Consider the following 26,724-nt stretch of genomic DNA (forward strand, 5'->3'; position numbering starts at 1 on the left):
TATGCCTATTAGGAACTGGGGCGTTGTCCTCCATCAGTTTTTAACTATTTTTGAAAATAGAATCAAGTTATAGGTACAAATACGAAACTCCGATTTTCTATGTTTACACAGTTAATGAGATAGTGCCAGAAAATGTAGAAAACAGCTCGTTAAAAATTATCCTTTATCCATTGTTTAATTCCCTTTGGTTTAATTTTCTTTCCTGCTAGAAGTTCATTTTCAGTCAAATACCCGTATAGCTTCCCATTTACATAGATTCTAGGAGGGGTGCTTGAAAACTCATTGAACGGACTCATCCCGGAAAACTCACTTCCGTATGTTCCAAATTCGTTAAAGATTGATGTGGGAGAGAACTCACTTCCAAATGGCCCAAATTCGTTTAAAAGGGAATCATTATCAAATTCATTTGACGTTAGCTTTCCAAGAAATTGTCCATCATTCGCAATTATGTATGACTCTCCGTATTTGGAACGTATATCGCTTTCCTTTAGATCGAATTTTCCGGTTAACAGAGCATCTGGATCATCCTTTAATAAGTACAAAAATGTCTCAGTTGGTATCTGGTCAGAAACATATTTATTGACTGTAACGTGTCCTGCAAACTTTCCTTTTATATATAGTTTAGGAGGAGTACTACAATACGGGTTGTGAATACTGAAGGAACCGTACTTACTTCCATATTGCGAGTACTTGTTGAATATACTTGTTGTGCTGTACTTACTACCATATGGTCCATATTTATTGAAAATAGAATCACTGTCGTATTTACCCGTAAACTTGCCTAAAAGTTGTCCATCTTGACCAATAAGATATGACTCCCCAGTCGAGCTGGTTTCTTTTGCTTGTTCCTTGTGGATTTCAGAAAGTAGCTGTTCCAGGAACAATTTGGTTTTATCCTTATTCTCACTCATTATTTCCAAATAGATTTTGAAGTAATTTAGAAATTTCTTCTGCTGCTTTGGCTTTGGGAAGTGTGCTTATTAATGCTGGCGCAGTCGCTAATGCAATGTTCTTTTTCCTTAAGTCTTTAATCTCTTTTAGAGGAAAATATAGTAATCCCGTAGTCACAAGAGGAGGTGTACCCCAAGCGTATTCTTGTTTTACAATCGCAATGATAAAACAAGCTATTCCACATAAAAAGAGAGCTGCAGTTCCGAGTAATAGTAGAATCTCAGTTGTCCTGTTTTGTTTATGGACCTCGTCAATTCGTTTAATAATTTGGTCAATATCCATTTAGGGTATTTTGTAAATTAATATGGAGGTATAGTGGGTCTTGCAAGTTCAAGTTAATATATTTTTAAGCACTTAAGTAAACTACATGCTACGTTACTTAATGATGGGTGCGAATGTACAATTCGTGAAGAGATCAAATGTTAATCCGAGGTTATTATGGAAAGCCAAAAGATAGTGTTTTAGAACTCCTAAGTCAAATCAAATACTAAGGTCTTATAAAATAATGCTAATTTGTTCAAACAATCACGTTAACCTCCGTAAAGATCATTGAAAACAAAAGGGAACTCGACTAAATACTCACCTAAAAACAGAAAACCCGCGCATAGCGCGGGTCTCTAAAATTTCTGCGGACCGGACGGGACTCGAACCCGCGACCTCCGCCGTGACAGGGCGGCATTCTAACCGACTGAACTACCGATCCATTTCCGTTAACCGGGTTGCAAATATAGCGACAAGTCTTGTAATTTTACAAATCAATCTCAAAAAAAATTATGCCGCAACCCGACACGTCCCTCACTGCAACCCTTACCCGCCTGGCCCCAACGCCCAGCGGATTCCTGCATGTGGGTAATCTGCTGTCGTTTGCGGCTACTATTGTATTGGCGGAGCACTTCAATGCCCGGGTCCTTCTCCGTATCGATGATCTCGACAGGGAAAGAGTGCGCCCGGAATATCTGGATGATATATTCCAAACGCTGGAATACATGCAGATCCCCTGGAGCAACGGCCCCCGCAATACAGCCGATTTCTCCGCAAACTGGTCCCAGTCCCTGCGGATGGAGGAGTACCACCGGATGCTGGGGTTACTGACAGATACAGGCCGCGTATTCGCCTGCGACTGCTCCCGTGCCCAATTGCAGAACGGAGTGTACGACGGGGCGTGCCGCCACAAGAACATCCCCCTTAACCAGCCGGGCGTAGCCTGGAGGTTACGCACTGAGCCGGATACACTGATTACCATGCGCTCCCTCGGCAAGCCGCTTCCCCCAATGCCGCTGCCCCCATCTATGTACGATTTTGTGATCCGTAAAAAGAATGGCGACCCGGCTTATCAGCTGGCTTCTGTGGCAGACGATCTTTTCTATGGTGCCGATCTCGTGGTAAGGGGAGAGGATCTCCTGCCTTCCACGCTCGGACAGCTCTACCTGGCATCCCTGCTGCCACATAATCCGTTTCCTGATACCCTTTTCTGGCATCACCCCTTAATCGAAGGCCCTACAGGGCAAAAGCTCTCTAAATCGGCAGGAGATACCTCTATTCGCCATATGCGGGCATTGGGAATGCCTCCCGCAGCCATCTGTACTGCTGTGGCAAAGGTGTTTGATAAAGCCGCAGCGCTGCAGGATGTGCGGGCGCTGGGCAAATTATTGCTGGAAAGGGAAGGGGTGATTATTTAATCGGCTCCCGGAGGATGGTTTTCAGCTTGTCTTCCGCAGTTTTCCTGAAATCAGATAAGTAAATTTCATGATGTAACCCGTTGTGGGAGAGGTTATGGGCTACCATATAGTCGTGCATCACTGCCAGGGTTTCCCCTTCGCGGCTGAACGCTCCTTTATGCATCATCTGCAGGCTTTTACCTTCATGCATCTCAAATGGCTGAATATCCGCAGCCAGCGAAACACCTTTTTCCTTAGCGGCGGCAATACCTGCAGCAATGTCTTCCTCCGTTACAAATTCCGGCAGCCGGATGAGTAACCTGTACGACCATTCACTGCGGGGCACCTTCGCAGGGGCATCGGCCATGGTAAGCCCGGGATGCGCCGCATGATCAAACCACCACTGGCCTTCCAGTTTGGCTACGGTAAAATCATTACCACGGGCCTTACAACGGAATTTAATAGCATAGGCAACAGGGTAGAGTGCCCCTACACGGTTGGAGAAATCTTCGCCGGAAGGGTCGCCGGTGCCGGTGAGGGAAAGGTAGCGGGCGGGGCCAATGTCCACTATTTCGGGTTTGGAAGCGGCGTTGTAATAGGTCTTGTACTTTTTAGTAAGGTCCAGTTTTTCCATAAGGGGGTGCTGTTTGAGTGCAAGTAAATTCAGGGGGCTGACAACCTTATGTCAGGAGCAATGGTAAAATATTTTTATTAACTTCCATTTTACTAAAACAACATCCTATGAGCAAATTCGTCATCACCAAAAGATCTGACGGTGAATTTCAGTTTAACCTGAAAGCCGGTAACGGAGAAACCATTCTTACCAGCGAAGGCTATTCCTCTAAAGCAGCCTGCCAGAACGGTATTGATTCCGTAAGGAACAACGGCCGCCTCGATGAGCGTTATGAAAAGAAAACCAACGCAGGAGGGAAATTCTACTTCAACCTCAAAGCCGCCAATGGCCAGATTGTAGGTACCAGCCAGCAATATGCGTCTGAGTCCGGCCGCGATGGGGGCATAGATTCTGTGAAGAAGAATGCGCCCGATGCGGAAGTAGATGATCAGACTGCTTAATCCGGCAGACTGCAGCAAATGAAATAATTAGCAGGCACTCATTTATTGCATTTCGTAATAGGTGAGTGCTTCTTCTTTTCAGGAGTTGCATTTCGCCATTTCAAATGCATAAAGCAAAACGCTGTACTGGAGCAGAAAATATGAGCATGATATACATGCGGTATAGAATAGTATCCCCTTTACCATGAATGCAATTAGTCCTGAGATATCTTCCTTTGATATATTTGATCTGTTGATGCTACCCGTAATGATTATGGGAGGCATCATATTTATCATCGTCTGTATCGGGCTATACAACTTACTGGGATACTGGTTCCGGGGAGGAAAAGAAAGTGAAGATGTCCTAAACCAAAAAATGCCCAAAGACCGAAGTCAATGAGCATTTAAAGCTTGCGGAGGAGAAGGGATTCGAACCCTTGATAGGCTTTCACCTATACACACTTTCCAGGCGTGCCAGTTCAACCACTCCTGCACCCCTCCGGCGGTTGAATTATTCAATTCAGGGTTGCAAAGATAGCTTTTTGTTGAATAATTCCAATTATTTTCCTCAATTATTTGCCGTTCCAGCGCATCTTCATATACACCCCGCCCTTTTTCAGCTCATCCAGCATCTGCCGAAGCCGCTTCTGCTGCGTTTCCTCCCGCTTAGCCCGGGATATCCAGGAAATGTAATCGTTCTGCTGGTAGGGTGGACGGCTTTCATAATGCTCATAAAGTCCTGCCTGCTGTAGCGCCTCGCCAATGAATGCGGGCATCGGGTGCAGGGGGCGCTTCAGGGTACTGAAATCTTTCTGCATGGCCTTGGGTTTTATCTACCCAAAATTAATAATATCTGCCCTGTTAAACAACCGTTTCCGAAGGAGTAAGCTCCCCGCGCAAAGGCTCTTCTATCAGCCGTTTGATCTCTTCAGGAGGTATATTCTGGCCAAGGAGGAACATCAGTTTGGTGGTGGCCGCTTCAAAGGTCATATCATGCCCGCTTACCACACCAATCTTCTGCAGGTGAGTGGAGGTCTCGTATTTACCGAGCTCTACTGATCCACCGTCGCACTGGGTAATGTCGACCATAATTATCCCTTTGTCTGCCGCCTTCTGCAGGCAGTCCGTGAACCACGATTGGGTGGTGGCGTTACCACTGCCGAAGGTTTCGAGGAGCAGGCCGCGCATACCGGGCGTATTCACGATGGCTTCTACTGCCCTGCGGGTAATACCCGGGAATATCTTAAGCACGCCAATGTTCGGATCCATGCTCTTGTGCACTTTCAGTTCCTTTGTTGGCGCGGGTAAAATGTAGTTCTGCTTGTATTTGATATCGATACCGGCTTCTGCAAGGGCAGGGTAGTTCATGGAATAGAACGCTTCAAATTTCTCGGCGTTGTACTTCTTGGCACGGTTGCCGCGGAAAAGCATGAAGTCGAAGTAAATGCATACTTCGGGTACCATACAATGACCGTTGGCCTTGGTGCTGGCTATTTCCATGGCGGTGATGATGTTCTCTTTCGCATCCGTACGGATCTTGCCGATAGGCAGCTGACTGCCGGTAAGGATCACGGGCTTGGAAAGATTTTCGAGCATATAGCTCAGTGCAGAGGCGGTAAACGCCATAGTGTCCGACCCGTGGAGGATCACGAAGCCATCGTATCTGTCGTACCGGTCTTCGATAATACCTGCGAGCTCGGACCATACATCGGGATGCATGTCTGACGAATCCATCGCGGGATTGAAGGCATATACGTAAAAATCAATTCCCATCCGGTAAAGCTCGGGAAGGTTATTCCTGATCTCATTAAAACCAATGGGCCGCAGCGCGGTCGTCTTTTCGTCGTAAATCATCCCCACGGTGCCCCCGGTATAGATGATGAGAATTTTCGTCATGTAACGCTATAAGAATTGCATGCAAATGTATCGACTAATCAGTTAGAGCATTTTGAATAATTTTTGTGCATTGGCAGTGGTAATTGCAGCCACATCCTCAATTTTTAGATTTTTTACATCTGCGATCCTTTGCGCTGCCAGCGGGAGGTAGCTGCTTTCGTTGCGTTTACCACGATAAGGAACAGGTGCGAGGTAGGGCGCATCCGTCTCCAATACAAGATGTTCCATCGGTAAATCTGCCACCAAAGTATCCAGCCCGGCTTTCTTAAATGTTACCACACCGCCGATGCCGAGGTAGAAGCCCATCTCTATAATTTCTTCCGCCTCTTCCTTAGTGCCGGAGAAGCAATGGAACACGCCGGTGAGGCTTCCGTTATGCAGTTCTTTCACCACATCTATACAGGCACGGGTAGCTTCGCGGCTGTGTATGGCGATGGGCAGCCCAAATTCCAGGGCCATCCCTATCTGCCTGCGGAAAGCTTCGTATTGCTGCTCCCGGTAGGTCTGATCCCAGTAAAAATCCAGTCCAATCTCGCCCACCCCCCAAAAATTCCGTGCTTCCAGCCACTTCCGCACAATAGCCAGCTGCTCTTCCACGTTTTCTTTCACGTAAACGGGATGCAGCCCCATCATGGGGAGGCAATGGTCCGGGAAAGCCGCTTCCAGTGCCAGCATACCCCCAATGGAATCTTCGTCGATATTGGGCATCAACATGGTGCCTACGCCCTGGCGGATGGCGCGATCCACCATCTCGGGGCGGTCTGCGTCAAATTCCTCGGAGTATAAATGGGCGTGGGTGTCAATCCAGTTCATTATATATTGTTTTTTTCAGTTAATTGTTTATCTTTAATTTTGAGAAAATCCTAATATCTGGACTTAAACCTTCCATCAAAGGTACAGTCTCATAAAGCCAATACCTATAAAACCTTCAATGATGAAACACTATTTTAACACGAACAAGGTGCTGTCCATCACCGCGCTGGCCATCGGAGCCATCACAATTTTCTTCGCCTGTAAGAAAGACGATGCCAAAACAGGTGGTGATGAAACAAAAGATAACGCTACCATTTTCGCCGCAACTTCAGAAGCTACCGTAAACGCTATATACGAAGACGTATTCTCTTCCGCCCTCGACTACAACTCCCGCGAACTGCCTCCCGGTGGCCGTAAAGCTCCCGTTCAGGCTGATGTACAGGTTTGCTATGGCAATGTGGAACTTATACCGGGCGATTTGACCACATTTCCTAAAACCCTCACCATCGACTTTGGCGCCGGTTGCACCGATGGCCATGGCACCATCCGCAAAGGTAAAATCAAGATTGCCCTCAAGAAGCTCTTCTGGTTCCTGAATTCCGACGCTACCGTTACTTTCGAGAACTACTACGTAAACGGTATTAAAGTAGAAGGTACACTCACCATCAGAACCGAAGCTTTCGGTACCGGTAAAGATAAATACCACTACACCGTAACCAACGGTAAGGTAACCTTCCCCACCGGCTACACGGCCACTTACACCGGTACCCGTACCATTACCCAGATCGGTGGTGGCGGTACTCCTTCCCTGAGAGATGATAAATATGAAATGACAGGTAACGCGGTGCTGACCGACAGCCTCGGTGTTTCCACTGTTACCATTACCAGCCCTCTCCAGCGCGAGGTGATCTGCAAATATATTCAGGCCGGTGAAATCTCCGTTACGCTCAACGCGCACAGCGGTAAGCTGAACTATGGTTCCGGAGAGTGCGACAACAAGGCCCTCCTCACTATTGGCGACAAAGCCAAAGAAATCATCCTGAAGCACTAATCCGTCAGGCTTCACCGGTATAACAACGCCGCATGTCCCGAAAGGCATGCGGCGTTGGCATTTATATCAGTCTCAGTTTATACGATAGCCTTCACTTCCCAGCCCTGCCGTTTGCAATGCTCCAGTATACGGGGTAGGGCGTAGCTCATACGGTCCCAGGCTTTTTCACTGTCGTGGAACACCACAATGGAGCCAGGCTGCAGTTTAAACACAACATTCTGAAGACAGGTTTCGCCGGTGATCTCCGTATCAAAATCCCCGCTCAGCACGTCCCACATAATAATGCGGTAATCCTTCTTCAGCTCCTTTATCTGGAAGGGAGAAATACGCCCGTAAGGCGGCCTGAAGAGATTAGACCGGATGTATTGGGCTGCCTCTTTAATGTTGGCCACGTATTTATCCGTTGCAGTCTTCCAGCCGTTGAGGTGGTTGTGGGTATGATTCCCGACGGAATGCCCGTCGAGCAGAATCTGCTGATAGATCTCCGGCTGCTCCACCACATTTTTACCAATGCAGAAAAAGGTGGCTTTCGCACCATACTTCTTCAGTTGTTCCAGCACGAAAGGGGTGGCTTTGGGATGGGGGCCATCGTCAAAAGTGAGGTAAACTGCCGGTACGGCGGGGGAGAAATTCCAGATACAGCTTTTGTATAGCGACTTGAGAAGTCCGGGTGTTTTCGTAAAATAGAACATGTTAAGCGGATTAGCGTGATCGTTCCCTGCCCCGAAATTATTATTTTTGCGCCGTATGAGTCAGAATAAAGTAAGGGTGCGCTTTGCGCCAAGCCCTACGGGCGGACTTCACCTGGGCGGCGTTCGCACAGTGCTGTTCAATTACCTCTTTGCCCGCCAGCATAACGGTGAGTTTATCCTCCGCATCGAAGACACGGACCAGACACGCTTTGTGCCCGGCGCCGAAGAATATATCGTGGAATGCCTCCGCTGGTGCGGACTGGAACCGGACGAAAGCCCCCTCAAGGGTGGTCCTTACGGCCCTTACCGCCAATCCGAGCGTAAACCCATGTACCGCCAGTACGCCGAGCAACTGGTAGCTGCCGGTCATGCCTACTATGCCTTCGATACCCCTGAAGAGCTGGAAGCCATGCGTGAAGTAGAACGCGCCCGTGGCAACCATTCCCCTCAATACAACCATGCCGTGCGCAGCACCATGCGCAACTCCCTCAATATGGAACCGGCAGCAGTAAAGGAGCTCCTCGAAAAAGGAACCCCGCATGTTGTCCGTATAAAAATGCCGGAGAACGAAGAAGTAACCTTCACCGATATGATCCGTGGAGATGTTACTTTCCAGACTACGCTGGTAGACGATAAAGTACTGCTGAAGGCCGATGGCATGCCTACTTATCACCTCGCAGTGGTGGTGGATGATTACCTGATGAAGATCACCCATGCCTTCCGTGGAGAAGAGTGGCTGCCTTCCGCCCCTGTACACATCCTGCTCTGGAAGAACCTGGGCTGGGAAAAGGAAATGCCGCAATGGGCACACCTCCCGCTCATCCTGAAGCCCGATGGCAATGGCAAGCTCTCCAAGCGCGATGGCGACCGCCTCGGCTTCCCGGTGTATGCCATGAACTGGACCGATCCTAAAGAGAACACGCTGACGCAGGGCTTCCGTGAAAACGGTTTCCTGCCCGAAGCATTCATCAATATGCTGGCTATGCTGGGCTGGAACGATGGTTCCGGTCAGGAGATATTTACGCTGGATGAGCTGGTAGAGAAATTCTCCATCTCCCGCGTGCATAAAGGCGGCGCCAAGTTCGATTACGATAAAGCCAAATGGTTCAACCACCAATGGATTCAGCGTACGGGCAACGATCGTCTGATGCAGTTATTCCTCCCTATCCTCGAAGCGAAAGGAGTAATTGCAGAACCGGCTTATGTAGAAAAGATTGCCGGCATGGTGAAGGAGCGCTGCCAGTTTGTGAACGAGATCTGGGACCACGGTTTCTTCTTCTTCGTTCGCCCGCTGCAATACGACCTCGATGCCGTTAAGCCTAAATGGAATGCGGATAAGCAGGCCTTTTTCACAGAATGGATTGCTTCCCTGCTGAATCAGGAAGATTTCTCTTCCGCCGCACTGGAAGAAGGTTTCAAGGCACTGGCAGCAGCAAAGGGTATTAAGCCCGGAGAACTGCAACTGCCCTTCCGCATTATGCTTTGCGGTGGTAAATTCGGCCCTCCCGTATTCGATATCGCAGCAACAATCGGTAAGAACGAAACGATCGACCGTATTGCACTCGCACTCGATCTGCTGAAATAATTCAATCTTATAGTATATAAAAAAGGCCATCCGGTGAGGATGGCCTTTTTCTATTCAGTATGTTGAAGATTATGCTTTCTTCACTTCTTTAGCCCAGGTATCTTTCAGGGTTACGGTTCTGTTGAACACAGGGCGTTCAGCGGTAGAATCGTAATCAGCCACGAAATAACCTTTGCGGAGGAACTGGTAACGGTCTCCCGGTTTAGCGTCGGCCAGTACCGGCTCGATGTACGCCTTTTGAATGATTTCCAGAGAATTGGGGTTGATCATATCCTTGAAGTCACCTTCTTCTCCTGCAGGGTTTTCTACAGTGAAAAGGCGGTCGTACAGGCGTACTTCCGCTTCTTTAGCATGCTCGGTGCTCACCCAGTGGATGGTACCTTTCACGCTCATGGTGCTGCCTTCCGATCCGGATAAGCTTTCCGGAATGTAGGAAGCGAATACGGTGGTCACATTACCATCGGCATCTTTCTCGAAGCCGGTGCACTCTACGATGTAAGCGTACTTCAGGCGCACCTTCAGGCCCACACCAAGGCGGAAGAACTTCTTGGGCGGGTTCTCCATGAAATCTTCCCGCTCTATCCAGAGGGTTTTGCTGAAGGTAACCTTACGGGAGCCTGCAGCAGCATCTTCAGGATTGTTCTCTGCATCTAATTCCAGCGTCTGGTTATCGGGGTAGTTGGTAATAACCAGCTTAATGGGATCCAGCACAGCCATAACCCGGTTGGCGGATTTATTCAGCTCCTCACGGATGCAGAATTCCAGCAGGCCCAGCTCAATCATGTTATCACGCTTCTGGATACCTACTCTTTCTGCAAAAGTACGGATGCTGGAAGGCGTATAGCCACGGCGGCGGAATGCAGCAATAGTTGGCATACGGGGATCGTCCCAGCCGGTAACGATGTTCTCATTCACCAGTTGCAGCAGCTTGCGCTTACTCATCACGGTATACGTGAGGTTCAGGCGTGCAAATTCGTACTGGTGGGAGGGGAAAATACCCAGCTGCTGTATGAACCAGTCGTACAGCGGGCGGTGGGGGATAAATTCCAGTGTGCAGATGGAATGGGTGATCTGCTCGATGCTGTCGCTCTGCCCGTGTGCGAAGTCGTACATAGGGTAAATGCTCCAGGCATCACCGGTGCGGTGGTGATGGGCATGCTTGATGCGGTACATGATAGGGTCGCGCATATGCATGTTGGGAGATGCCATGTCTACCTTTGCACGGAGTACCTTGGCGCCATCGGGATACTTACCTTCCCGCATTTCACTAAACAGGCGGAGGTTCTCTTCCACGCTGCGGCTGCGGTAGGGGCTATCCTTCCCCGGCTCGGTAGGCGTGCCTTTCAGGGCAGCGATCTCAGCGGCGGTGGAATCGTCCACATAGGCGAGGCCATTTTCGATCAGTTGCACGGCAAAGCCATACAGCTGCTCAAAGTAATCGGAGGCATATAGCTCATTGGCCCAGTCGAATCCGAGCCATTTAATATCTTCTTTGATGGAATCCACGTACTCGGTGTCTTCCGTAACAGGATTGGTATCGTCGAACCGGAGGTTCGTTTGCCCGCCGTATTTCTTAGCGAGGCCGAAATTGAGGCAGATGCTTTTGGCATGCCCGATATGGAGGTAACCGTTAGGCTCGGGGGGGAAGCGTGTGTGTATCCTTCCGCCGTTAACACCGTTGGCAATATCTTCTTCTACGATCTGTTCCAGGAAATTCAGTGATCTTTCTTCGCTCATAATTGGCAATTTATCCGAAATGCAAAGGTAATATAATTGAAAACACGCTTTTGCCGCACTTTCGGGGAAAATACTACATTTACAATCCAATAATTCGAAATATGGTCAACCCGAATCAACGTCCCATCCGTGTACTGGTAGCTAAAGTTGGTCTTGATGGCCACGACCGCGGCGCCAAGGTCATAGCCTCCGCCCTCCGCGATGCGGGGATGGAAGTGATCTATACCGGCCTGCGGCAAACGCCCGAAATGGTGGTAAACGCCGCCCTGCAGGAAGACGTGGATGCCATCGGCGTCAGCATCCTTTCCGGTGCGCATATGACCGTATTCCCCAAGATCATTGCCCTCATGAAGGATAAAGGGATGGATGATGTGCTGCTCACCGGCGGGGGCATCATCCCCGATGCGGATATGAAGGAATTATACGCCCTGGGCGTAGGAAAACTCTTCCCTCCCGGTACCCATACCCGTGAAATTGCGGATTATATAGACAGCTGGACCCGTGAGCATCGGGAATTTTAACTTTTTTTGAAACTTTTCAGAAACACGTTCGTCTTCATTACGGACGGCAGCATAACAGGCGCAAAAATGCGGCAGTCCTCCATCCTTAACCAGTAAAGTAGAAACCATCATGAAATTAGTCCGCTACGCAATGCTTTGCCTGCCCCTTACCGCAGCAACCACCCTTTATGCCCAGGAAGAAACATCTACTACCAAGGCAGATACCACCGTGGTTACCACGGAAACCAAAAAGAAAGTGAGCTACCACTTCCACATCTACGCTCCGCCCAAGCCCGGTAAAGGATATGTAACCGCAGGTGGCAACGGCGCCCTGCTCTCTTTCGCCAATGTAAAGAACAACGACGAGCGCGTGCGTAACGTGCCCCGCTTCACCCTGTTCTTTAATATCGGAACCAACTACAACTACGACTTCAATAATAACATCGGTATCTTTAGTGGCTTGAATATCAAGAATATAGGTCTTATTTCCAAGCCAAACGACTCCGTGAAACTGAAGCAGCGTGTATATACCCTGGGCGTTCCCGTAGGTATCAAGATCGGTGACCTCCGCAGCGGTACCTTCCTCTTCTTCGGCGGGGAATACGACATGGCGTTTAACTATAAGGAGAAGTATTTCCTCGACGGAGATAAGAAAACCAAGTTCAACGAATGGTTCAGCGACCGTACGGATCTGTTCATGCCATCCCTCTTTGCCGGCTTCCGCTTCGGCCCTGCCTTTGGCATAAAAGGCCAGTATTACCTGAACAACTTTTATAATAGTGACTTCACTGAAACTATTGACGGCGTAAAGACCCAGCCGTATAAGAACCTGAAAGCCAATATGATGTTCGTAACGCTGAGCTATAATTTCGGTATCAAAAAACATCACAAAACGCAGAAAACCACCACCACCGAGTACCGCAAAGGCACGAAGGTGATCATTGAAAAAAGAACTGAAATAGTTGATTAACAGAACTTTAGCCAACTATAGAGAAAGGCGTCTCCGCAAGGGGGCGCCTTTTTATTTCCCGGTGCCCTTCAATAAACTTAAATTAGCCGGATCATACCGAATCAAAACATCTTGCCATATGTATAATACCATCAGCACTGAACTGAACAACGGCATACTGGAGATCACCATCAACCGGCCAGACAAATTGAACGCCATCAACCGCGAAGTAATGAATGAGCTGGCGCTGGCGGTGGATGAAGTATATAAGAACGACGGGGTTTTTGCTGCCCTCATTACCGGCAGCGGCCCCAAGGCGTTTATTGCCGGGGCAGACATATCCGAGTTCCCGAAGCTAACTACCGAGCAGGGAGAAGAACTGTCGAAGGTAGGGCATACCATTTTCCAGCGAATTGAAGACTGTCATAAGCCCATAGTGGCAGCGGTAAACGGGTTTGCCCTCGGTGGCGGGTGCGAGCTTGCTATGGCCTGCCATTTCAGGCTGGCCAGTAACAATGCCCGCTTCGGACAGCCAGAAGTAAACCTCGGCATCATCCCCGGCTACGGAGGCACCCAACGGCTTACGAGGCTCATCGGTAAAGGGAAGGCCCTGGAGCTGATGCTCACGGGGGATATGCTCAACGCGGAAGAAGCCCTGAAGTGGGGGCTGGTAAACCACGTAACCACTCCGGAAGAGCTACTGCCCAAAACAAGGGAACTGTTGCAGAAGATCCACGGCAAAGCCCCGCTGGCAGTAGCCCGTGTTATCAAATGCGTGAATTCTTACTTCCGGTATGATGAAAATGGCTTCGAGACAGAGATCACCGAATTTGCCGCCTCCTTTGGTACGAAAGACCTGAAAGAAGGCGCTACCGCATTTATTGAGAAACGTACACCTAATTTCAAAGGAGAATAAACCGGAGGTTCTGTAACTTTACGGTCCAAAATAAACAGTATTATGGATTTCAGGATAGAGAAAGACACGATGGGCGAGGTGAAAGTGCCTGCCAATGCATATTTCGGCGCACAAACCCAACGTTCCATCGACAATTTCAGGATAGCCCAGGACATCAATAAAATGCCGAAGGAAATCATCAAAGCCTTCGCTTACCTGAAGAAAGCCGCTGCCCTCACTAACCAGGACGCTGGCGTACTGCCCGCAGAGAAAGCCGCCCTCATCGGCAAAGCGTGCGACGAAATTCTCGAAGGCAAACTCGACAATGAGTTCCCCCTTGTAGTTTGGCAAACCGGCTCCGGCACACAGTCTAACATGAACGTGAACGAAGTGGTAGCCTACCGCGCTCACGTCATCAACGGCGGCCAGCTCACCGATAAGGATAAAGTACTGCATCCCAACGATGACGTGAACAAATCACAGTCTTCCAACGATACTTTCCCCACCGCCATGCACATCGCGGCTTACAAAATGCTCGTGGAAGTAACCATCCCCGGCATCACGAAGCTCCGCAATACCCTCGCTGCCAAATCGAAGGAATACATGCACATCGTGAAGATCGGGCGTACCCACTTCATGGATGCCACCCCGCTCACATTGGGTCAGGAGATCAGCGGGTATGTTTCCCAGCTGGATCATGGCCTGCGTGCTATCAACAACACCCTGGCGCACCTGTCTGAACTGGCACTGGGTGGCACTGCCGTAGGTACCGGTATCAATACTCCTGAAGGTTATGCCGTAAACGTAGCAAAGAAAATCGCGGACCTTACCGGCCTGCCTTTCGTTACAGCAGAAAATAAATTCGAATCACTGGCAGCACACGATGCCATCGTGGAAGCACACGGCGCACTGAAAACAGTAGCGGTGAGCCTCATGAAGATCGCGAACGATATCCGTATGCTCAGCTCCGGTCCCCGTTCCGGTATCGGTGAACTCTTCATCCCCGATAACGAACCCGGTTCTTCCATCATGCCCGGTAAAGTGAACCCCACCCAGTGTGAGGCCCTCACCATGATCGCAGCACAGGTACTGGGTAACGACGTAGCCATCAACATTGGCGGCGCCACCGGCCACTTCGAACTGAATGTGTTCAAACCCATGATGATCTACAACTTCCTCCACTCCGCACGCCTCATCGGCGACGGTTGCGTAAGCTTCAACGATAAGTGCGCGGAAGGTCTTGCACCCATCGAGGAAAACATCAAAAAGCACGTGGATAATTCCCTCATGCTGGTAACCGCCCTCAATACCAAGATTGGTTACTACAAAGCCGCCGAGATCGCGCAAACCGCGCATAAGGAAGGCACTACCCTGAAGGAAATGGCGGTGAAGCTGGGTTATGTAACACCCGAAGAATTCGATGCCTGGGTGATCCCCGGTAACATGGTTGGTAAAATCGACTAAGTATATCGAACGATATAAAAAGGAAAGGTTGTCTGCCGTAGCGGACAACCTTTTTTTATGAATCATAAGCAGAGAAAGCAAAGCATACCCGGCCCGCTCTTACAGGAGCAGACTGGATTATCAAAACAAGCATCTGTTGCCGGAATAAAAAAAGTTCATGAAAACCTAATAGGTATTGGGTTAAGGGATACGGCACACAATATATGACGAACTAATTCGCCAAACATGATATGTTAGTGTGATGTTGGAAGCAAATTACTGAAATGAAGATTACTTCATCAGGGCGAGAACGATGGTACGGAGGCTCATGGCAATTACCAGTACGGCTACCAGAATCATGAGGGGCTTGCGCTTCATCTTTTTAACGAGGATGGCGGCAAAGGGAGATGCGATTACACCACCGAGGATGAGCCCAATGATAACCTGCCAGCTGTCTACACCATTGAAGAACAGGAGTGTGCCTGCGCTGGAGGCTGCTATGAAGAATTCGGCTGCGTTTACGGAGCCGATGGTATAGTTAACGGTACGGCCTTTGGCCAGCAGGGTAGAAGTAACGATAGGGCCCCATCCGCCACCGCCGATAGAGTCCATGAAGCCGCCGAAGAAGGCGAGGGGGCCAAGGCGTTTGGTTTTGCTTTTAGGCCTGCGCTTCTGTAATGCCTTACGGAGGATGAGGAGGCCGAGGATCATGAGGTAAGCACTCATGAACGGCTTAATGATATCCCCGTCGATCACATCAGAAAGCAGCCATGCGCCTGCTATAGCGCCGATCATGCCGGGGATGAGGAGGTGGAGGAATAATTTCTTGTTGACGTTGCCCAGTTTGAAATGCGCAATACCACTGGCGCCGGTGGTAAATACTTCGGCAACATGTACACTGGTACTGGTCATAGCGGGTGATACACCCAGGCCCAGCAGGAGGGAAGAGGAGGTGGCGCCATAGGCCATGCCCAGTGCCCCGTCTATCATCTGGGCCATCAGCCCCACTCCCATAAAGAAAAGGAGCTTGCTGGTGAACACGTTCTGAATTCCATGCGCAATACGCGTTTGCGCATCGTGCGATATCCCATAGTGATAGGTGAACCAAAGTCCGGCTGCCACCGCGAGCACAGATACGCCAATGGCCACCCAGATCCAGTAACTCTTTTTGTTATCCTCATTTACGAGGTCTATGAGTACCTGCTGTGTGGCATCGGTAGCAACGCGCTGTTCCGCCTTATCGATCACCTCATTATGCGACATATAATAAATAATAAAGTCTACAGGAATTGTGGACTAAAAATAGATGTAATCCACGGTTTCTCCAAATATTTCTACCCCTTTTAAAAAAAATGGCGGAGGCCTACGTGGCCTCCGCCGGACAGGTTGGTTTTTGTGTAACAGGGTTTCCAATAGTATGGTAAAGCGGCCGCAGCAGGCTGCGGCGCGCTGTCAGTTATTTGGTAAGCAGGCCTTCCAGCGATATGGAAGCATAGTACAGTGCACCCAGGGTAGGGCCTGCAGCGTATTGGATATACCGGTGGTTGAGGAGGTTGGAGCCGCCCACTTTCACCGTGGCCTTGTATTTCGGAATGCGGTAGTTCACCTGTGCATCCACGGTGCTGAAGGCGGGTACCTTGCCATTGGCGAGGGGGCTTTCCCACTCGAAAGCGTTCTGCCAGCGCCATACCACATTGAAGCCGAAATTCTTCACCAGTTCACGGTTACCGAAGCTCAGGTTGGATACCCAGTCGGGCGTGTTGAAGCCGGTGGCAAAAACATCTTTGTCTTTATTATCCACTATGTCGTTGTAGTTCAGGTTACCGGCCACTGTCCATTTCTTGTAGAAGTTGTAGGTAAGCCCGAGAGAAGCGCCATAGTTGTCGTAGGTGTTTTTGGCGTTGGTGTATACCCGGTAGCGGGTTTGCTTGCTGCGGTTAGCGGCCAGCATGTCTGTTACGGATGCATCGGTGCCTACTTTATCGGTACCGGGTACTGCCACCTCTACCTGGCCAAGGAAGCCGTCGTAGCGGTTGTAGTAAGCATCTGCATCAATTACGAATTTATGCCCGAGGAGTACGCTGCGGTACCCTACTTCGAAGGAGTTAATACGCTCCGGACGGGTAGGACTGAGATTGGTGATATCCAGCAGCGCCCTGTTCTTAAGCGCAGCATCGTTTGCGGTGAGGCCTTCGGCCACGTCTTTGTTCACTGCGTTGTTGAAATTATTAACAGACGCAAGCGTGTATGAGTTCTCGAGGTAACCGAGGCCATCGTTGATGTAGGAGAGGCCACCCACGCGGCGTACGTTGCCGTTGTTCACGAAGGAAAGTGCTTCGAAGAGGGCAGGGAAGCGAAAACCATTCTGCCAGCTGGCGCGGAAGTTATGCTTCTGTGCAAGGGTATATACCGCTGCAATACGGGGATTGATCTTGGGATCAAACTCAGGGTTATAGTCTACGCGTATGGAACCTACCAGTTTCAGTTTGTCTTCAAAGAAGGTTTTGCTTAACTGTGCGAAGCCACCGAATTTCTTGTAATGTACATTCTTGCCGCCGGGGGTAGTTCTTTCCTTAACGGGCTTGGTGAAGTCCACGAAGTTGTTACCATCGGGTATCACTTCATACAGGCGCCCGTCGGTACCAATGAGCAGGTTAAAGTGCTTTACATGGCGGGTGAGGTCCCACTGTGCATCGAAGTGGTATACGCGGCTATGCTGATCCAGCCAGGCGCCTCCGGTGGCAGGGGCACCTGCTACGGCTGCGGCATGGTCCCAGTTATTGATGCCGATGATGGTGTTTTTGAGTGCTTCAAACTCAGGTGTACCGGGTATTACGCGGCCCTGATCGGCAGTGGCTCTTGCACGGCGCATGGCTTCTGCCAGCTCTGTACCACTGTTAATCTCGGTTTGCAGTTTGGCCTTAAAGGCATCGCGCCAGGCGTTGTTGCTTTTATTGGTGAGGTCCAGGTTATCGGTGAGTGGCTTCAGGTTGTAGGAGTCGCCGGTGTTTTCCAGCATCACATATCCGCGAACGAAGTAGTCGGCCCCGCGGAGTTCGAGTTTATGGTTCTGCACTACCACGCCATCCAGCTGAATCTTGTTACCACGCTGGAAGAGTCCGTCCATTTGTCCGCGGCGGTAGGTATAGCTGAGTTCCGCTTTGGGGGTGATGCGCCAGTAGAGACCAAGGTCGGCCTTGATGTTTTCCACTACGGGGTTCACGAGGTCTTTTTCCCAGTAACCGGTACGGCGTACGTTGAAGGTTTCGTTTTTGCCATTGAGTGTTACGCCTACGGATACGTTGTTATTGTTCTCATCGCCGTACTTATTCCAGGCGTCGTAAGCGGGATTGTTAGCTGCACCGTTGAGGGCAGGGAAACGGCTGTTGGCGGCACCGTTCTGGTCGGTAGGGGTGCTGGCACGCCAATCGGTACCGCGCAGGTAGCTAACGTTCACTTTGAAAGCGAACTTATCGCGCCAGGATTGTGCATAGCGGATGGCGGTTTCTGTCAGAATGCTGGGGTCATAATCGATCCCGTCTACATGGTTTACACCGATCTTCTGATATATGCTGAGGCCTTTATACAGGAAAGGACTTTTCGTTTGCAGGTTGGCCATACCATTGATGGCGTTCATGCCATAAAGGGCGGAAGCCGCGCCGGGAGTGATCTCTACGCTCTGGATATCCAGCTCGGTGGGCCCGATGGCGTTGCCCAACGGTACCCCGAGGGTAGCGGCCTGCATATCTACCCCGTCTACCAGTTGCATAAACCGGAAGTTGTTGGGGATATTGAAGCCGCGGGTATTAGGCACTTTAAAGGTGAGGCTGGAGGTAGTCATCTGAACGCCTTTCACATTTTCGAGGGCGTCGTAGAAGCTGGGGGCGGGCGATTCTTTAATGGCACGGATGTCCAGCTTTTCAATGGCTACGGGAGAGCGTAGGGCCTGTTCTTCCACGCGGGAAGCCGTTACCACCACTTCCTTACCAAGCAGCGTTTGCGTAGCCAGGGCAATATCCAGCTTAGAGCCGGTACCCGTTACAAGAAACTCCTGCGATTCGAATCCGATGCTGGAAAATACGAGTGTGAATGGGAATTTGAGACGGCTTTTGATAACAAAGGTGCCCGTGTTGTCCGTAGTGGTACCGGCAATAGTGCCTTTCACCTGGATGCTCACGCCCGGTATAGGTTCTCCGGTCCCCTGGTCTTTTACCTTCCCTGATATCTGCATAATGCTGCTTTCCTGGCCGCTGGCAACGGTCACGGCCAGCAGAAGTGGCAGGGCAAAGAGGAAACGGAAGCTTTGTAATGCTTTTTTCATATAGTTTTGACTTAATAAATACTAATAGTCTATAGGAATTGTAGACAAAAGTAGATGGGAAATGGGAAATTTGCAAGAAATGAGGAATAGAATTTTTGAAATACAATACAGTAGCGGGTTTGGGGAGATGCGTTACCGCAACCGAACCGCAGCATATTGTACTGCTGCGGTAAATAGACGGTTCTGATGAAGCCCTAAAAGACCGGTAAGCGGCAGCGGTTTGTACTTTACAGGAATGATATGATCTGATGGCAGGGTACAATAATGCCCCTCCTGTTATTAAGTAAGAATATAGCAATCCCTTCAGCAGGGAGGCATCTTGGGCTGATAGCGGGGGTTAATTCAGATGCAATTGGTTTTAAGCTCTTTGGGATATACTAAAAGAAAAGAAGCCGCTTCCCGGAGGAGCGGCTTCTTTGTATAAAGTTTGCAGATAATCTTATGCTACGGGCTCGTCCAGCGCGGGCTGGGTGCCTACTGCTTTTTCCTTTTCTTCTTCCGGTTTGTGGAGGAAGCGTTTCTGGAAAATAAGGATGGCGATCACACCTACAGAAATAGCAGCATCGGCGATGTTGAAGATCGGGCGGAAGAAGATGAAGTGCTCACCGCCCCAGATGGGCACCCATTTAGGGAAATACCCTTCAAACAGGGGGAAGTAAAGCATATCCACCACATTACCATGGAGGAAAGTACCGTATCCGCCACCGGCAGGCAGGAACTCTGCTACTACATAAGGTGTGCTTTCGGAAAAGATCATTCCATAAAACATACTGTCTATGAGGTTGCCCGCTGCACCTGCCAGAATCAGCGCGCCGCAAAGGAGCAGCCCGTTGTGATACTTTTCACGAACCAGCTTCTTTATATAGAAGAACCCAACAATCACGGCAACGAGGCGGAACAGGGTGAGGGCTATTTTACCAAACTCCCCGCCGAACTTCAAGCCATAGGCCATTCCTTCATTTTCGATGAAATGAATCTGAAACAGGCTTCCGATAACCGGAAAATGTTCTCCCAGCGTCATGTTCGTCTTGATCCAGAATTTCACGATCTGGTCTATAAGAAGGATCCCGATCACGATCCATACAATGTGCCGATATTTCAAAACTTCAAATTTTTCCAAAAATAATGTATTATTTCAAAGTTGTCTCCCTCCACTGCTATTCCTGGAAATAAACGCGTTTTACCCGTTGGGAAATACCTGTCAGAATTTCATACGGAATGGTGCCTGCCCATTTGGCCAGATCCTCTACAGGCAGGCCTTCACCGAACACGATCACTTCGTCGCCCTCGGCTACATCGGGGATATTGGTTACGTCCAGCATCAGCATATCCATGGCAATTACCCCGGCAACGGGGGCCAGTTTATTGCGGATCAGCATCTTGCCTTTACCGTTACCCAATGCACGCATATATCCGTCTGCGTATCCGATCCGTACAGTAGCGATCAGGGAAGGCACTTCTGCCTTCCAGCTGGCGCCATAGCCTACGGTATCCCCTTTGGGAATGCGTTTCAGCTGCGCTACGGTGGTCTTTAAAGTGCTGACATGCCGCAGTTTATCCTGCAGGGTATGCGCACTGTCTACCCCATACATCCCGATTCCCAGCCGTACCATATCCAGCTGCATTTGCGGATGCCTTTGTATGGCAGCGCTGTTAGCGATATGGCGGATCACAGGGTACCCCAGCTGTTGCTGGAGTGCAGTGCTCATTTTCTGGAAGCGGTCGAACTGCATTTTAGTGAAATCGTCTTTCGAAGGATCTTCACTGGCTGCAAGATGACTGAAGATAGACTGCACCCTGAAGAGCCCTTCGGCATTGAGCCGCAGGGCCAGTGCCGGGAGGTCCTGCTGTTCGAAGCCCAGCCGGTGCATCCCTGTATCCAGTTTAATGTGTACGGGGTAATTGGATTTATTGGCGTAGCGCACGGACTCCTCGAACATCTCCAGCAGGTGCATGGAGTACATTTCAGGTTCCAGGTTCCACTGTAATATTGCGTCGAAGCTGCTGGGTTCCGGGTTCATCACCATGATGGGCAGGGTGATTCCGGCGCGGCGCAGTTCCACGCCTTCATCTGCATATGCCACAGCGAGGTAATCGATGCCATGGAATTGCAGGAGGTTAGCGATCTCGAAGCTGCCACTGCCGTAGGCGAAGGCTTTCACCATAGCCATGAGCTTTGTGCCGGGCTTCAGAATAGACTGGTACGCTTTTACGTTTTGTGCAAGCGCGGTGAGGTTAATCTCGAGGATGGTCTGATGGGCTTTCTGCTCCAGCAGTTTACCGATGCGCTCGAACTGGAACACGCGGGCGCCTTTCACGAGAATAGACTCGTTCTGGAAATCCGCCATGTTCACCTGCTGCAGGAATTCTTCGGTGCTGGCATAGAACTCGCTCTTCACGGCCCCGAAGCTCTTTTTCTCGCGGGAAATATTTTTACCGATACCGATCAGCTTGTTGATGCCTTTGCTTTGCAGCATGCCTGCCACTTCTTCATACAGGGATCCTTCGCTTTTTCCGGATTGGAGAATATCGCTGAGGATTACGGTACGGGTGGGGTGCTGGCGCTGCTGCTGGAGAAATTCCAGAGCAATGGCCAGCGAGCCGAGGTCGGAGTTATAGCTGTCGTTGATGATGCTGCAGTTGTTGATACCCTGCTTCATCTCCAGCCGCATGGCTATGTTGCCGAGGTGGTCCATCCGTTCCTGGATGGTTTCGTGCGCTTTACCGAGGTAGAGCATGAGTGCCCAGCAGTGGATGGCGTTTTCGATAGACCCTTCATCCACGAAGGGGATGCGGATGAAAACGGGCTCCTGTTTGTACAGGGCATCGATGCGGGTGTGGTTCTCGTTTTTATCAACGGAAATAACGCGGAGGTCGGCATCCGTTTTACGGCTCCAGGTAAGGAGCTGCAGGGCGTTGTCTATCTCACGTTTCCCTACGAGGTTATGGAAGTTATTCACGCACTCGTTGAGGGCGAGGTAATCCTTGCAATAAATTAAAACATCGCTGCGGGTGAAAAGTACCAGCTTCTCGTTCACTTTCTGCCGGATGTTGAGGAAGCCTTCGTTATGGGCTTCGCCGATATTGGTGAAGATGCCGATGGTAGGGCGGATGATCTTTTCGAGGTTCACCATTTCGCCGGGTTGTGAAATACCGGCTTCGAAAATAGCGAGATCATTTTCGGGTTTCATCTGCCATACCGACAATGGAACGCCGATCTGTGAGTTATAGCTTTTCGGGCTGCGGACGATGTTGTTATCTTTCTCCAGCAGCTGATAGATCCATTCTTTCACGATGGTTTTACCATTGCTGCCGGTGATGCCGATAACGGGGATGTTGAAATGCTGGCGGTGCCAGGCCACGAGGGCATGGAGGGCCTGCAGGGTGTTCTTAACTAAGATGATGTTTGCGTTCGGGTAGAGGCCGGTTTGAACGGGCTCGCTTACCACGAAGTTGCTGACGCCTTTTTTGTACAGGTCATCGATGTACTGATGCGCATTGCGGCGGTCACTCACGAGGGGAATGAACAGGGAGGTTTCGGCCACAAGCAATTTCCGGCTGTCCAGCAAAATGTGTTCGATCTCCGGATGCCCGGTCTGTTGCAACAATTCTCCCTTCAGGATCTTACTGATACTCTCTGCTGTATACAATGTTATATGGTTTTAATCGAAAAGCGCCCGCAGACTCTCATGTACGGGCGCTTTTAGTTCGGATCAACTAACTCTCTGTCGACTCGGTCGGTTTAACCGGTAATTTCTTATCGAATAATATAGAATACACAATGGACCCTGCCAGGCAAAGCACGATTACTACGAGCGATACCCATACCGGCAGCTTGAAGTGCCATATTTCGGCAAGCATTTTCAGACCAATAAATACCAGCACGATGGCGATGCCCTGCTGCAGGTAGTCGAACTTGTCTACCGCGCCTCTCAGCAAAAAGAAAAGCGAACGGAGGCCCAGTACGGCGAAAATGTTGGAAGTATATACTACAAGCGGTTCCTTCGAAATAGCGAATACTGCAGGGATAGAATCCAGCGCAAATACGATATCGGTAAATGCGAGCATTACTACTACTACAGACAATGTGGTGAAATAAGTACGGTTGTTATGGCGGATGGTGAATTTGTCAACATTCGGCTGGTTGGAGATACGGAGGTATTTCTGCATGAAGCGGTATGCGAAATTCTCTTCCGGTTTAAACTCCTCGTGCTGATCTACCATAAACATCTTCACACCCGTATAAACGAGGAATGCGCCGAAGATGTAAAGTATCCATCCGAACTGTGCGATGAGGGCTACGCCCACGGTAATAAATATGGCGCGGAATACGATGGCCATGAGGATACCGATCAGCAGCACCCTTGCATAACTCGATTCCTTAATCTTAAAGAATCCGAAAATGAGAATGAATACGAAAATATTATCGATGGACAGCGACCACTCCATCAGATAGGCGCTGAGGTACTCAACGGCCATCCCGGAGCCGTTTTCGAACCAGACGAATGCAAAGAAGCCCATGGAAAGCGCAACCCAGAAACAGGTCTGGATAAGTGCCTTCTTAATGGACATTACTTCACCTTTTTTACTTAATAACCCCAGGTCGAAGATCAGGGCCAGAACGATGACAATTCCAAAAACTGCATACGTCCATTGTTGCGGTGTCATGTAAAACGGAAAATTTAATGAATGGCAAAGATAATGGTTTCCCGCAGCTTTATTTTGCATACTTGCGCTGCCGCAGGTACTGGAACACCATGGCAAACAGCAATATGGCGCCAATGGGCACTGCAAATGCGATGATCTGCCAGGTAGTTTTTTCTTTGCGCACCTTCTCTGCATCGAGCAGCCTGAGCGTCAGCTCTTTGTTGCGGGTTTCCATGACAGGGGAGTGGCTCGTGAGGTAATCCATCCCGTTCAGGAAAAATTCCTTGTTGGCAAACTGGTAATCGGGATTGAACTCGTTGACCCCCATTTGCATAGGCCCGTTCTTGCGGGATACGGCGTTGAGCACCAGGTCTGCATCTCCCGCCACAATCATTTTACCTGCGGTATCCGCCTCCGGGCGGAAGGGTTTACCGGATACAGACTGCCACTCTCTTTGTGCTTCCAAACCTATGCGGTTACGGAAAAGAGAAGGGAAACGCCCTTCCAGCAGCACAGCCACGGGTATGAACCGCTGCCGGAACTCCCGCGGATTAGGCTGCTGCTGCACGCTTTCGAGGCTTATTTGCACCGGGGCACGTACGGTGCGGCTATGGTCGGATGTGGTGAGGAGTACTGTTTTCTGTATGCCGCCGCCTGCCATGGTATCTACCGATCCGGCAAAGCGGCTCATGGTATAGTCAAGGTTCTTGACGATAGGGTGCGCGTTGGTGGAAGCCAGCAGCGGGAAGTAAGGGAAGGGGATAGGTTCTATCTGCGGTTTATCTCCCATATGCCCTACCACAAGGGGGATGATATCTGCCCGCAGGTCCTGCAGCAGGTCCTGATTCACGCGGGCCCCGTATTTGAAAAGGAGATCTTCCAGCTGGAGGTTTCGGTCGAATGCCACGAAGTCGCTGCCACGGAGACTGTCGGCTGAAGCCGTCAGGTTATCGATGAACCAGGCAATGTTACCGCCCTGCATCACGTATTGGTCGATCTTCAGTTTATCGGCTTCCGTGAAGGTTTGTATGGGCCTTACGAACAGGAGTGCGTCAAATTCTTCGGGAATAGATGGTGTGGTGGCGAGGTTCACGGTATCTACCTGGTACAGCTCATGGAGTGTTTTGAGGGCGTCGTATACTTCGGGCCCTTCGGGTTCGCCATGGCCGAGCATATAACCGATAAGCGGCCGGCGGTTTTGCTGCAGCTGGTAAATAGCGCTGGCGAATTTATATTCCAGGAGGGCCTGGGAGCTGTTGAGCGCCTGCATGGGGTCCATGCCGCCCTGGCTTTTCAGGAGGTTGACGGACGTTTCCCGGTCTTTATATTTAATAATGGCACCGGGGAAAATGAGTTTTTCTGCGTAGCTGTCTTTCCCGTCGTCCTGCACCTGCAGGTTGAAGGGGAGGATGCCTCTGGCCATGAGGGTATCCTGGAAAGCGGCGCGCATGGAATCGGGGAGGTCCGATCCGGGATTGAGGAAAGTGAAGCGGATGTTGGCGCCGCCATATTGCTGGAATTCTTCCAGCAGCTCACGCGTAGCGTCAGAGAGTTGGCGGAAGCCTGCGGGGTATTTTCCTTTGAGATATACTTCTATCTGCACCGGCGCATCCAGCCTGCGGAGGAGGTCGCGGGTGGCGGGGGCAAGGGTATAGCGCTGCTCTGCCGTAAGATCGAGGCGGGCATGGAAGTATCCCGCGGCGATGTTAATGGCTATGATAACGGCCAGCACTGCCAGTGTCCGTTTCAGGTATTGTTTGCGTTTGTCCTTTCTCGTTAGTTCCATAATCAACCCTGCCAGATTTTCCTTTCCAGCGATATTTTGGTAAGATATAACATCAGTCCGGCCACACTGGCGAAATACACGATATCCCGCGTATCCACCACACCACGGCTGATGGAAGTATAATGGTACCGGATGCCTGCCATGGCGAGGTAGTAATCTGCTCCGCCTTCGAATACAGGCAGTTTACTGAGTGCGTCAAACCCATTGTAAAGAATAAAGCAGGTGAAGATGGCTACCAGGAATGCCACTACCGCATTGCCCGTTAATGAGGAAGCCCACAGCCCTATGGCGGTGAACACGCTCCCCAGCAGGAAAAGCCCCAGGTAAGAGCCGAGGATGCTGCCGGTATCGGGCCCGTTACCCGCTGCGGCCAGCTGGGAAATGGCGAGGTAATACACGGCCGTAGGCACAAGGGCAATAAGCACTATGAGCAGGCAGGCCCAGTATTTCCCCCACACGATCTGCCAGGCGGTTACCGGTTTGGTACTGAGGAGTTCCATGGTACCGCTGCGGTATTCGTCTGCCAGACTGCGCATGGTAATAGCCGGGATCAGTAGCAGGAAGATCATGGGAGCCAGCTCAAAGAGCCCGTCCAGGTCGGCATACCCGCCTTCGAGCAGGCTCGTATCCCGGAAAATGAACAGGAAGAGGCCGTTGGCAAGCAGGAACAGGATGATGGCTACATAACCGGTTATACTGCTGAAGAATTGGTGGATGTCTTTTTTGAATATCGCGTACATGACGGAAGCAAATATAATTCAATTACGTTTCCACAATATTTGAATTTTTAATCATCCGTAAGCGCTT

23 protein-coding genes and 2 tRNA genes are annotated in these 26,724 nt (G+C 50.2%); 8 read left to right on the forward strand and 17 right to left on the reverse strand.

Annotation, left to right across the window (positions count from 1 at the left end; translation table 11 throughout):
• Window positions 1–149: 149 nt before the first annotated feature.
• The 3 genes from DEV76_RS19745 to DEV76_RS19755 all read right to left on the reverse strand — a co-directional run bounded on the left by DEV76_RS19745 (window position 150) and on the right by DEV76_RS19755 (window position 1,654).
• Complete coding sequence (locus DEV76_RS19745; RefSeq protein WP_109699670.1) at window positions 150–911, reverse strand: hypothetical protein; 762 nt, start codon at window positions 909–911, stop codon at window positions 150–152.
• The gene (locus tag DEV76_RS19750) at window positions 904–1,233 is read right to left on the reverse strand and encodes a hypothetical protein (protein ID WP_109699671.1); all 330 of its coding nucleotides are present in this window, start codon (window positions 1,231–1,233) and stop codon (window positions 904–906) included. The genes DEV76_RS19745 and DEV76_RS19750 overlap by 8 nt, the downstream gene beginning before the upstream one ends.
• A gap of 347 nt (window positions 1,234–1,580) precedes the next feature.
• Window positions 1,581–1,654, reverse strand: a tRNA-Asp gene (locus tag DEV76_RS19755).
• A gap of 70 nt (window positions 1,655–1,724) precedes the next feature.
• Here DEV76_RS19755 and DEV76_RS19760 point away from each other — a divergent pair.
• Window positions 1,725–2,630, forward strand: coding sequence for a glutamate--tRNA ligase family protein (locus DEV76_RS19760; protein WP_109699672.1), 906 nt, complete (start codon window positions 1,725–1,727; stop codon window positions 2,628–2,630).
• Here the strand turns inward: DEV76_RS19760 and DEV76_RS19765 are convergent.
• On the reverse strand, window positions 2,623–3,243 hold the full coding sequence (locus DEV76_RS19765) for a GyrI-like domain-containing protein (protein ID WP_109699673.1): 621 nt from the start codon (window positions 3,241–3,243) through the stop codon (window positions 2,623–2,625). The genes DEV76_RS19760 and DEV76_RS19765 overlap by 8 nt on opposite strands.
• A gap of 107 nt (window positions 3,244–3,350) precedes the next feature.
• Between DEV76_RS19765 and DEV76_RS19770 the strand changes: the two genes are divergently transcribed.
• Window positions 3,351–3,683 (forward strand): YegP family protein, encoded by a 333-nt coding sequence (locus tag DEV76_RS19770; protein ID WP_109699674.1) that lies wholly within the window; start codon window positions 3,351–3,353, stop codon window positions 3,681–3,683.
• A gap of 393 nt (window positions 3,684–4,076) precedes the next feature.
• Here the strand turns inward: DEV76_RS19770 and DEV76_RS19780 are convergent.
• The 4 genes from DEV76_RS19780 to DEV76_RS19795 form a co-directional block, all read right to left on the reverse strand.
• Window positions 4,077–4,163: transfer RNA gene (locus DEV76_RS19780), tRNA-Ser, on the reverse strand.
• 71 nt (window positions 4,164–4,234) lie between these two features.
• Window positions 4,235–4,480, reverse strand: coding sequence for a YdeI/OmpD-associated family protein (locus DEV76_RS19785; RefSeq protein WP_198652141.1), 246 nt, complete (start codon window positions 4,478–4,480; stop codon window positions 4,235–4,237).
• Window positions 4,481–4,523: 43 nt separating this feature from the next.
• The gene (locus DEV76_RS19790) at window positions 4,524–5,558 is read right to left on the reverse strand and encodes an asparaginase (RefSeq protein WP_109699676.1); all 1,035 of its coding nucleotides are present in this window, start codon (window positions 5,556–5,558) and stop codon (window positions 4,524–4,526) included.
• A gap of 42 nt (window positions 5,559–5,600) precedes the next feature.
• On the reverse strand, window positions 5,601–6,371 hold the full coding sequence (locus DEV76_RS19795; protein WP_109699677.1) for a TatD family hydrolase: 771 nt from the start codon (window positions 6,369–6,371) through the stop codon (window positions 5,601–5,603).
• Between the two features lie 121 nt (window positions 6,372–6,492).
• On the opposite strand from DEV76_RS19795, the gene DEV76_RS19800 reads away from it, so the two are divergent.
• Window positions 6,493–7,362: a hypothetical protein gene (locus DEV76_RS19800; RefSeq protein WP_157963005.1), complete on the forward strand. Its 870-nt coding sequence runs from the start codon at window positions 6,493–6,495 to the stop codon at window positions 7,360–7,362.
• A gap of 77 nt (window positions 7,363–7,439) precedes the next feature.
• Here the strand turns inward: DEV76_RS19800 and DEV76_RS19805 are convergent, their stop codons facing one another.
• A complete protein-coding gene (locus DEV76_RS19805; RefSeq protein ID WP_109699679.1) occupies window positions 7,440–8,054 on the reverse strand; it encodes a polysaccharide deacetylase family protein in 615 nt (204 codons plus the stop codon).
• A 55-nt stretch (window positions 8,055–8,109) separates the two neighbouring features.
• Between DEV76_RS19805 and gltX the strand changes: the two genes are divergently transcribed.
• Window positions 8,110–9,639 carry a glutamate--tRNA ligase gene (gene gltX, locus DEV76_RS19810; protein WP_109699680.1) on the forward strand — a complete coding sequence of 510 codons (1,530 nt, stop codon included), beginning with the start codon at window positions 8,110–8,112 and terminating at the stop codon, window positions 9,637–9,639.
• Between the two features lie 69 nt (window positions 9,640–9,708).
• Here the strand turns inward: gltX and DEV76_RS19815 are convergent, their stop codons facing one another.
• Window positions 9,709–11,376, reverse strand: coding sequence for a glutamine--tRNA ligase/YqeY domain fusion protein (locus DEV76_RS19815; protein ID WP_198652142.1), 1,668 nt, complete (start codon window positions 11,374–11,376; stop codon window positions 9,709–9,711).
• A 101-nt stretch (window positions 11,377–11,477) separates the two neighbouring features.
• Here DEV76_RS19815 and DEV76_RS19820 point away from each other — a divergent pair, with 101 nt between their 5' ends.
• The 4 genes from DEV76_RS19820 to fumC all read left to right on the forward strand — a co-directional run bounded on the left by DEV76_RS19820 (window position 11,478) and on the right by fumC (window position 15,184).
• Complete coding sequence (locus DEV76_RS19820) at window positions 11,478–11,897, forward strand: cobalamin B12-binding domain-containing protein (protein ID WP_109699681.1); 420 nt, start codon at window positions 11,478–11,480, stop codon at window positions 11,895–11,897.
• A 109-nt stretch (window positions 11,898–12,006) separates the two neighbouring features.
• Window positions 12,007–12,846 carry a hypothetical protein gene (locus DEV76_RS19825; protein WP_157963006.1) on the forward strand — a complete coding sequence of 280 codons (840 nt, stop codon included), beginning with the start codon at window positions 12,007–12,009 and terminating at the stop codon, window positions 12,844–12,846.
• Window positions 12,847–12,964: 118 nt separating this feature from the next.
• Complete coding sequence (locus DEV76_RS19830; protein ID WP_109699683.1) at window positions 12,965–13,741, forward strand: enoyl-CoA hydratase/isomerase family protein; 777 nt, start codon at window positions 12,965–12,967, stop codon at window positions 13,739–13,741.
• A gap of 42 nt (window positions 13,742–13,783) precedes the next feature.
• Window positions 13,784–15,184, forward strand: a complete 1,401-nt coding sequence (gene fumC / locus DEV76_RS19835; protein WP_109699684.1) for a class II fumarate hydratase — start codon at window positions 13,784–13,786, stop codon at window positions 15,182–15,184.
• A gap of 270 nt (window positions 15,185–15,454) precedes the next feature.
• Here the strand turns inward: fumC and DEV76_RS19840 are convergent, their stop codons facing one another.
• The 7 genes from DEV76_RS19840 to gldF all read right to left on the reverse strand — a co-directional run bounded on the left by DEV76_RS19840 (window position 15,455) and on the right by gldF (window position 26,657).
• On the reverse strand, window positions 15,455–16,426 hold the full coding sequence (locus DEV76_RS19840; protein WP_109699685.1) for a sulfite exporter TauE/SafE family protein: 972 nt from the start codon (window positions 16,424–16,426) through the stop codon (window positions 15,455–15,457).
• A gap of 193 nt (window positions 16,427–16,619) precedes the next feature.
• Window positions 16,620–19,484, reverse strand: coding sequence for a TonB-dependent receptor (locus tag DEV76_RS19845; RefSeq protein ID WP_109699686.1), 2,865 nt, complete (start codon window positions 19,482–19,484; stop codon window positions 16,620–16,622).
• Window positions 19,485–19,923: 439 nt separating this feature from the next.
• Window positions 19,924–20,586, reverse strand: a complete 663-nt coding sequence (locus DEV76_RS19850; protein ID WP_109699890.1) for a lipoprotein signal peptidase — start codon at window positions 20,584–20,586, stop codon at window positions 19,924–19,926.
• Between the two features lie 55 nt (window positions 20,587–20,641).
• Window positions 20,642–23,134, reverse strand: a complete 2,493-nt coding sequence (locus tag DEV76_RS19855; RefSeq protein ID WP_109699687.1) for a bifunctional UDP-N-acetylmuramoyl-tripeptide:D-alanyl-D-alanine ligase/alanine racemase — start codon at window positions 23,132–23,134, stop codon at window positions 20,642–20,644.
• 67 nt (window positions 23,135–23,201) lie between these two features.
• A complete protein-coding gene (locus DEV76_RS19860; RefSeq protein ID WP_109699688.1) occupies window positions 23,202–24,152 on the reverse strand; it encodes a TerC/Alx family metal homeostasis membrane protein in 951 nt (316 codons plus the stop codon).
• A 49-nt stretch (window positions 24,153–24,201) separates the two neighbouring features.
• The gene (gene gldG / locus DEV76_RS19865; protein ID WP_109699689.1) at window positions 24,202–25,917 is read right to left on the reverse strand and encodes a gliding motility-associated ABC transporter substrate-binding protein GldG; all 1,716 of its coding nucleotides are present in this window, start codon (window positions 25,915–25,917) and stop codon (window positions 24,202–24,204) included.
• A gap of 2 nt (window positions 25,918–25,919) precedes the next feature.
• Window positions 25,920–26,657, reverse strand: a complete 738-nt coding sequence (gene gldF / locus DEV76_RS19870; protein WP_109699690.1) for a gliding motility-associated ABC transporter permease subunit GldF — start codon at window positions 26,655–26,657, stop codon at window positions 25,920–25,922.
• Window positions 26,658–26,724 lie beyond the last annotated feature (67 nt).

It is taken from the genome of Chitinophaga deserti (genome assembly GCF_003149455.1).
GTDB lineage: Bacteria > Bacteroidota > Bacteroidia > Chitinophagales > Chitinophagaceae > Chitinophaga > Chitinophaga deserti.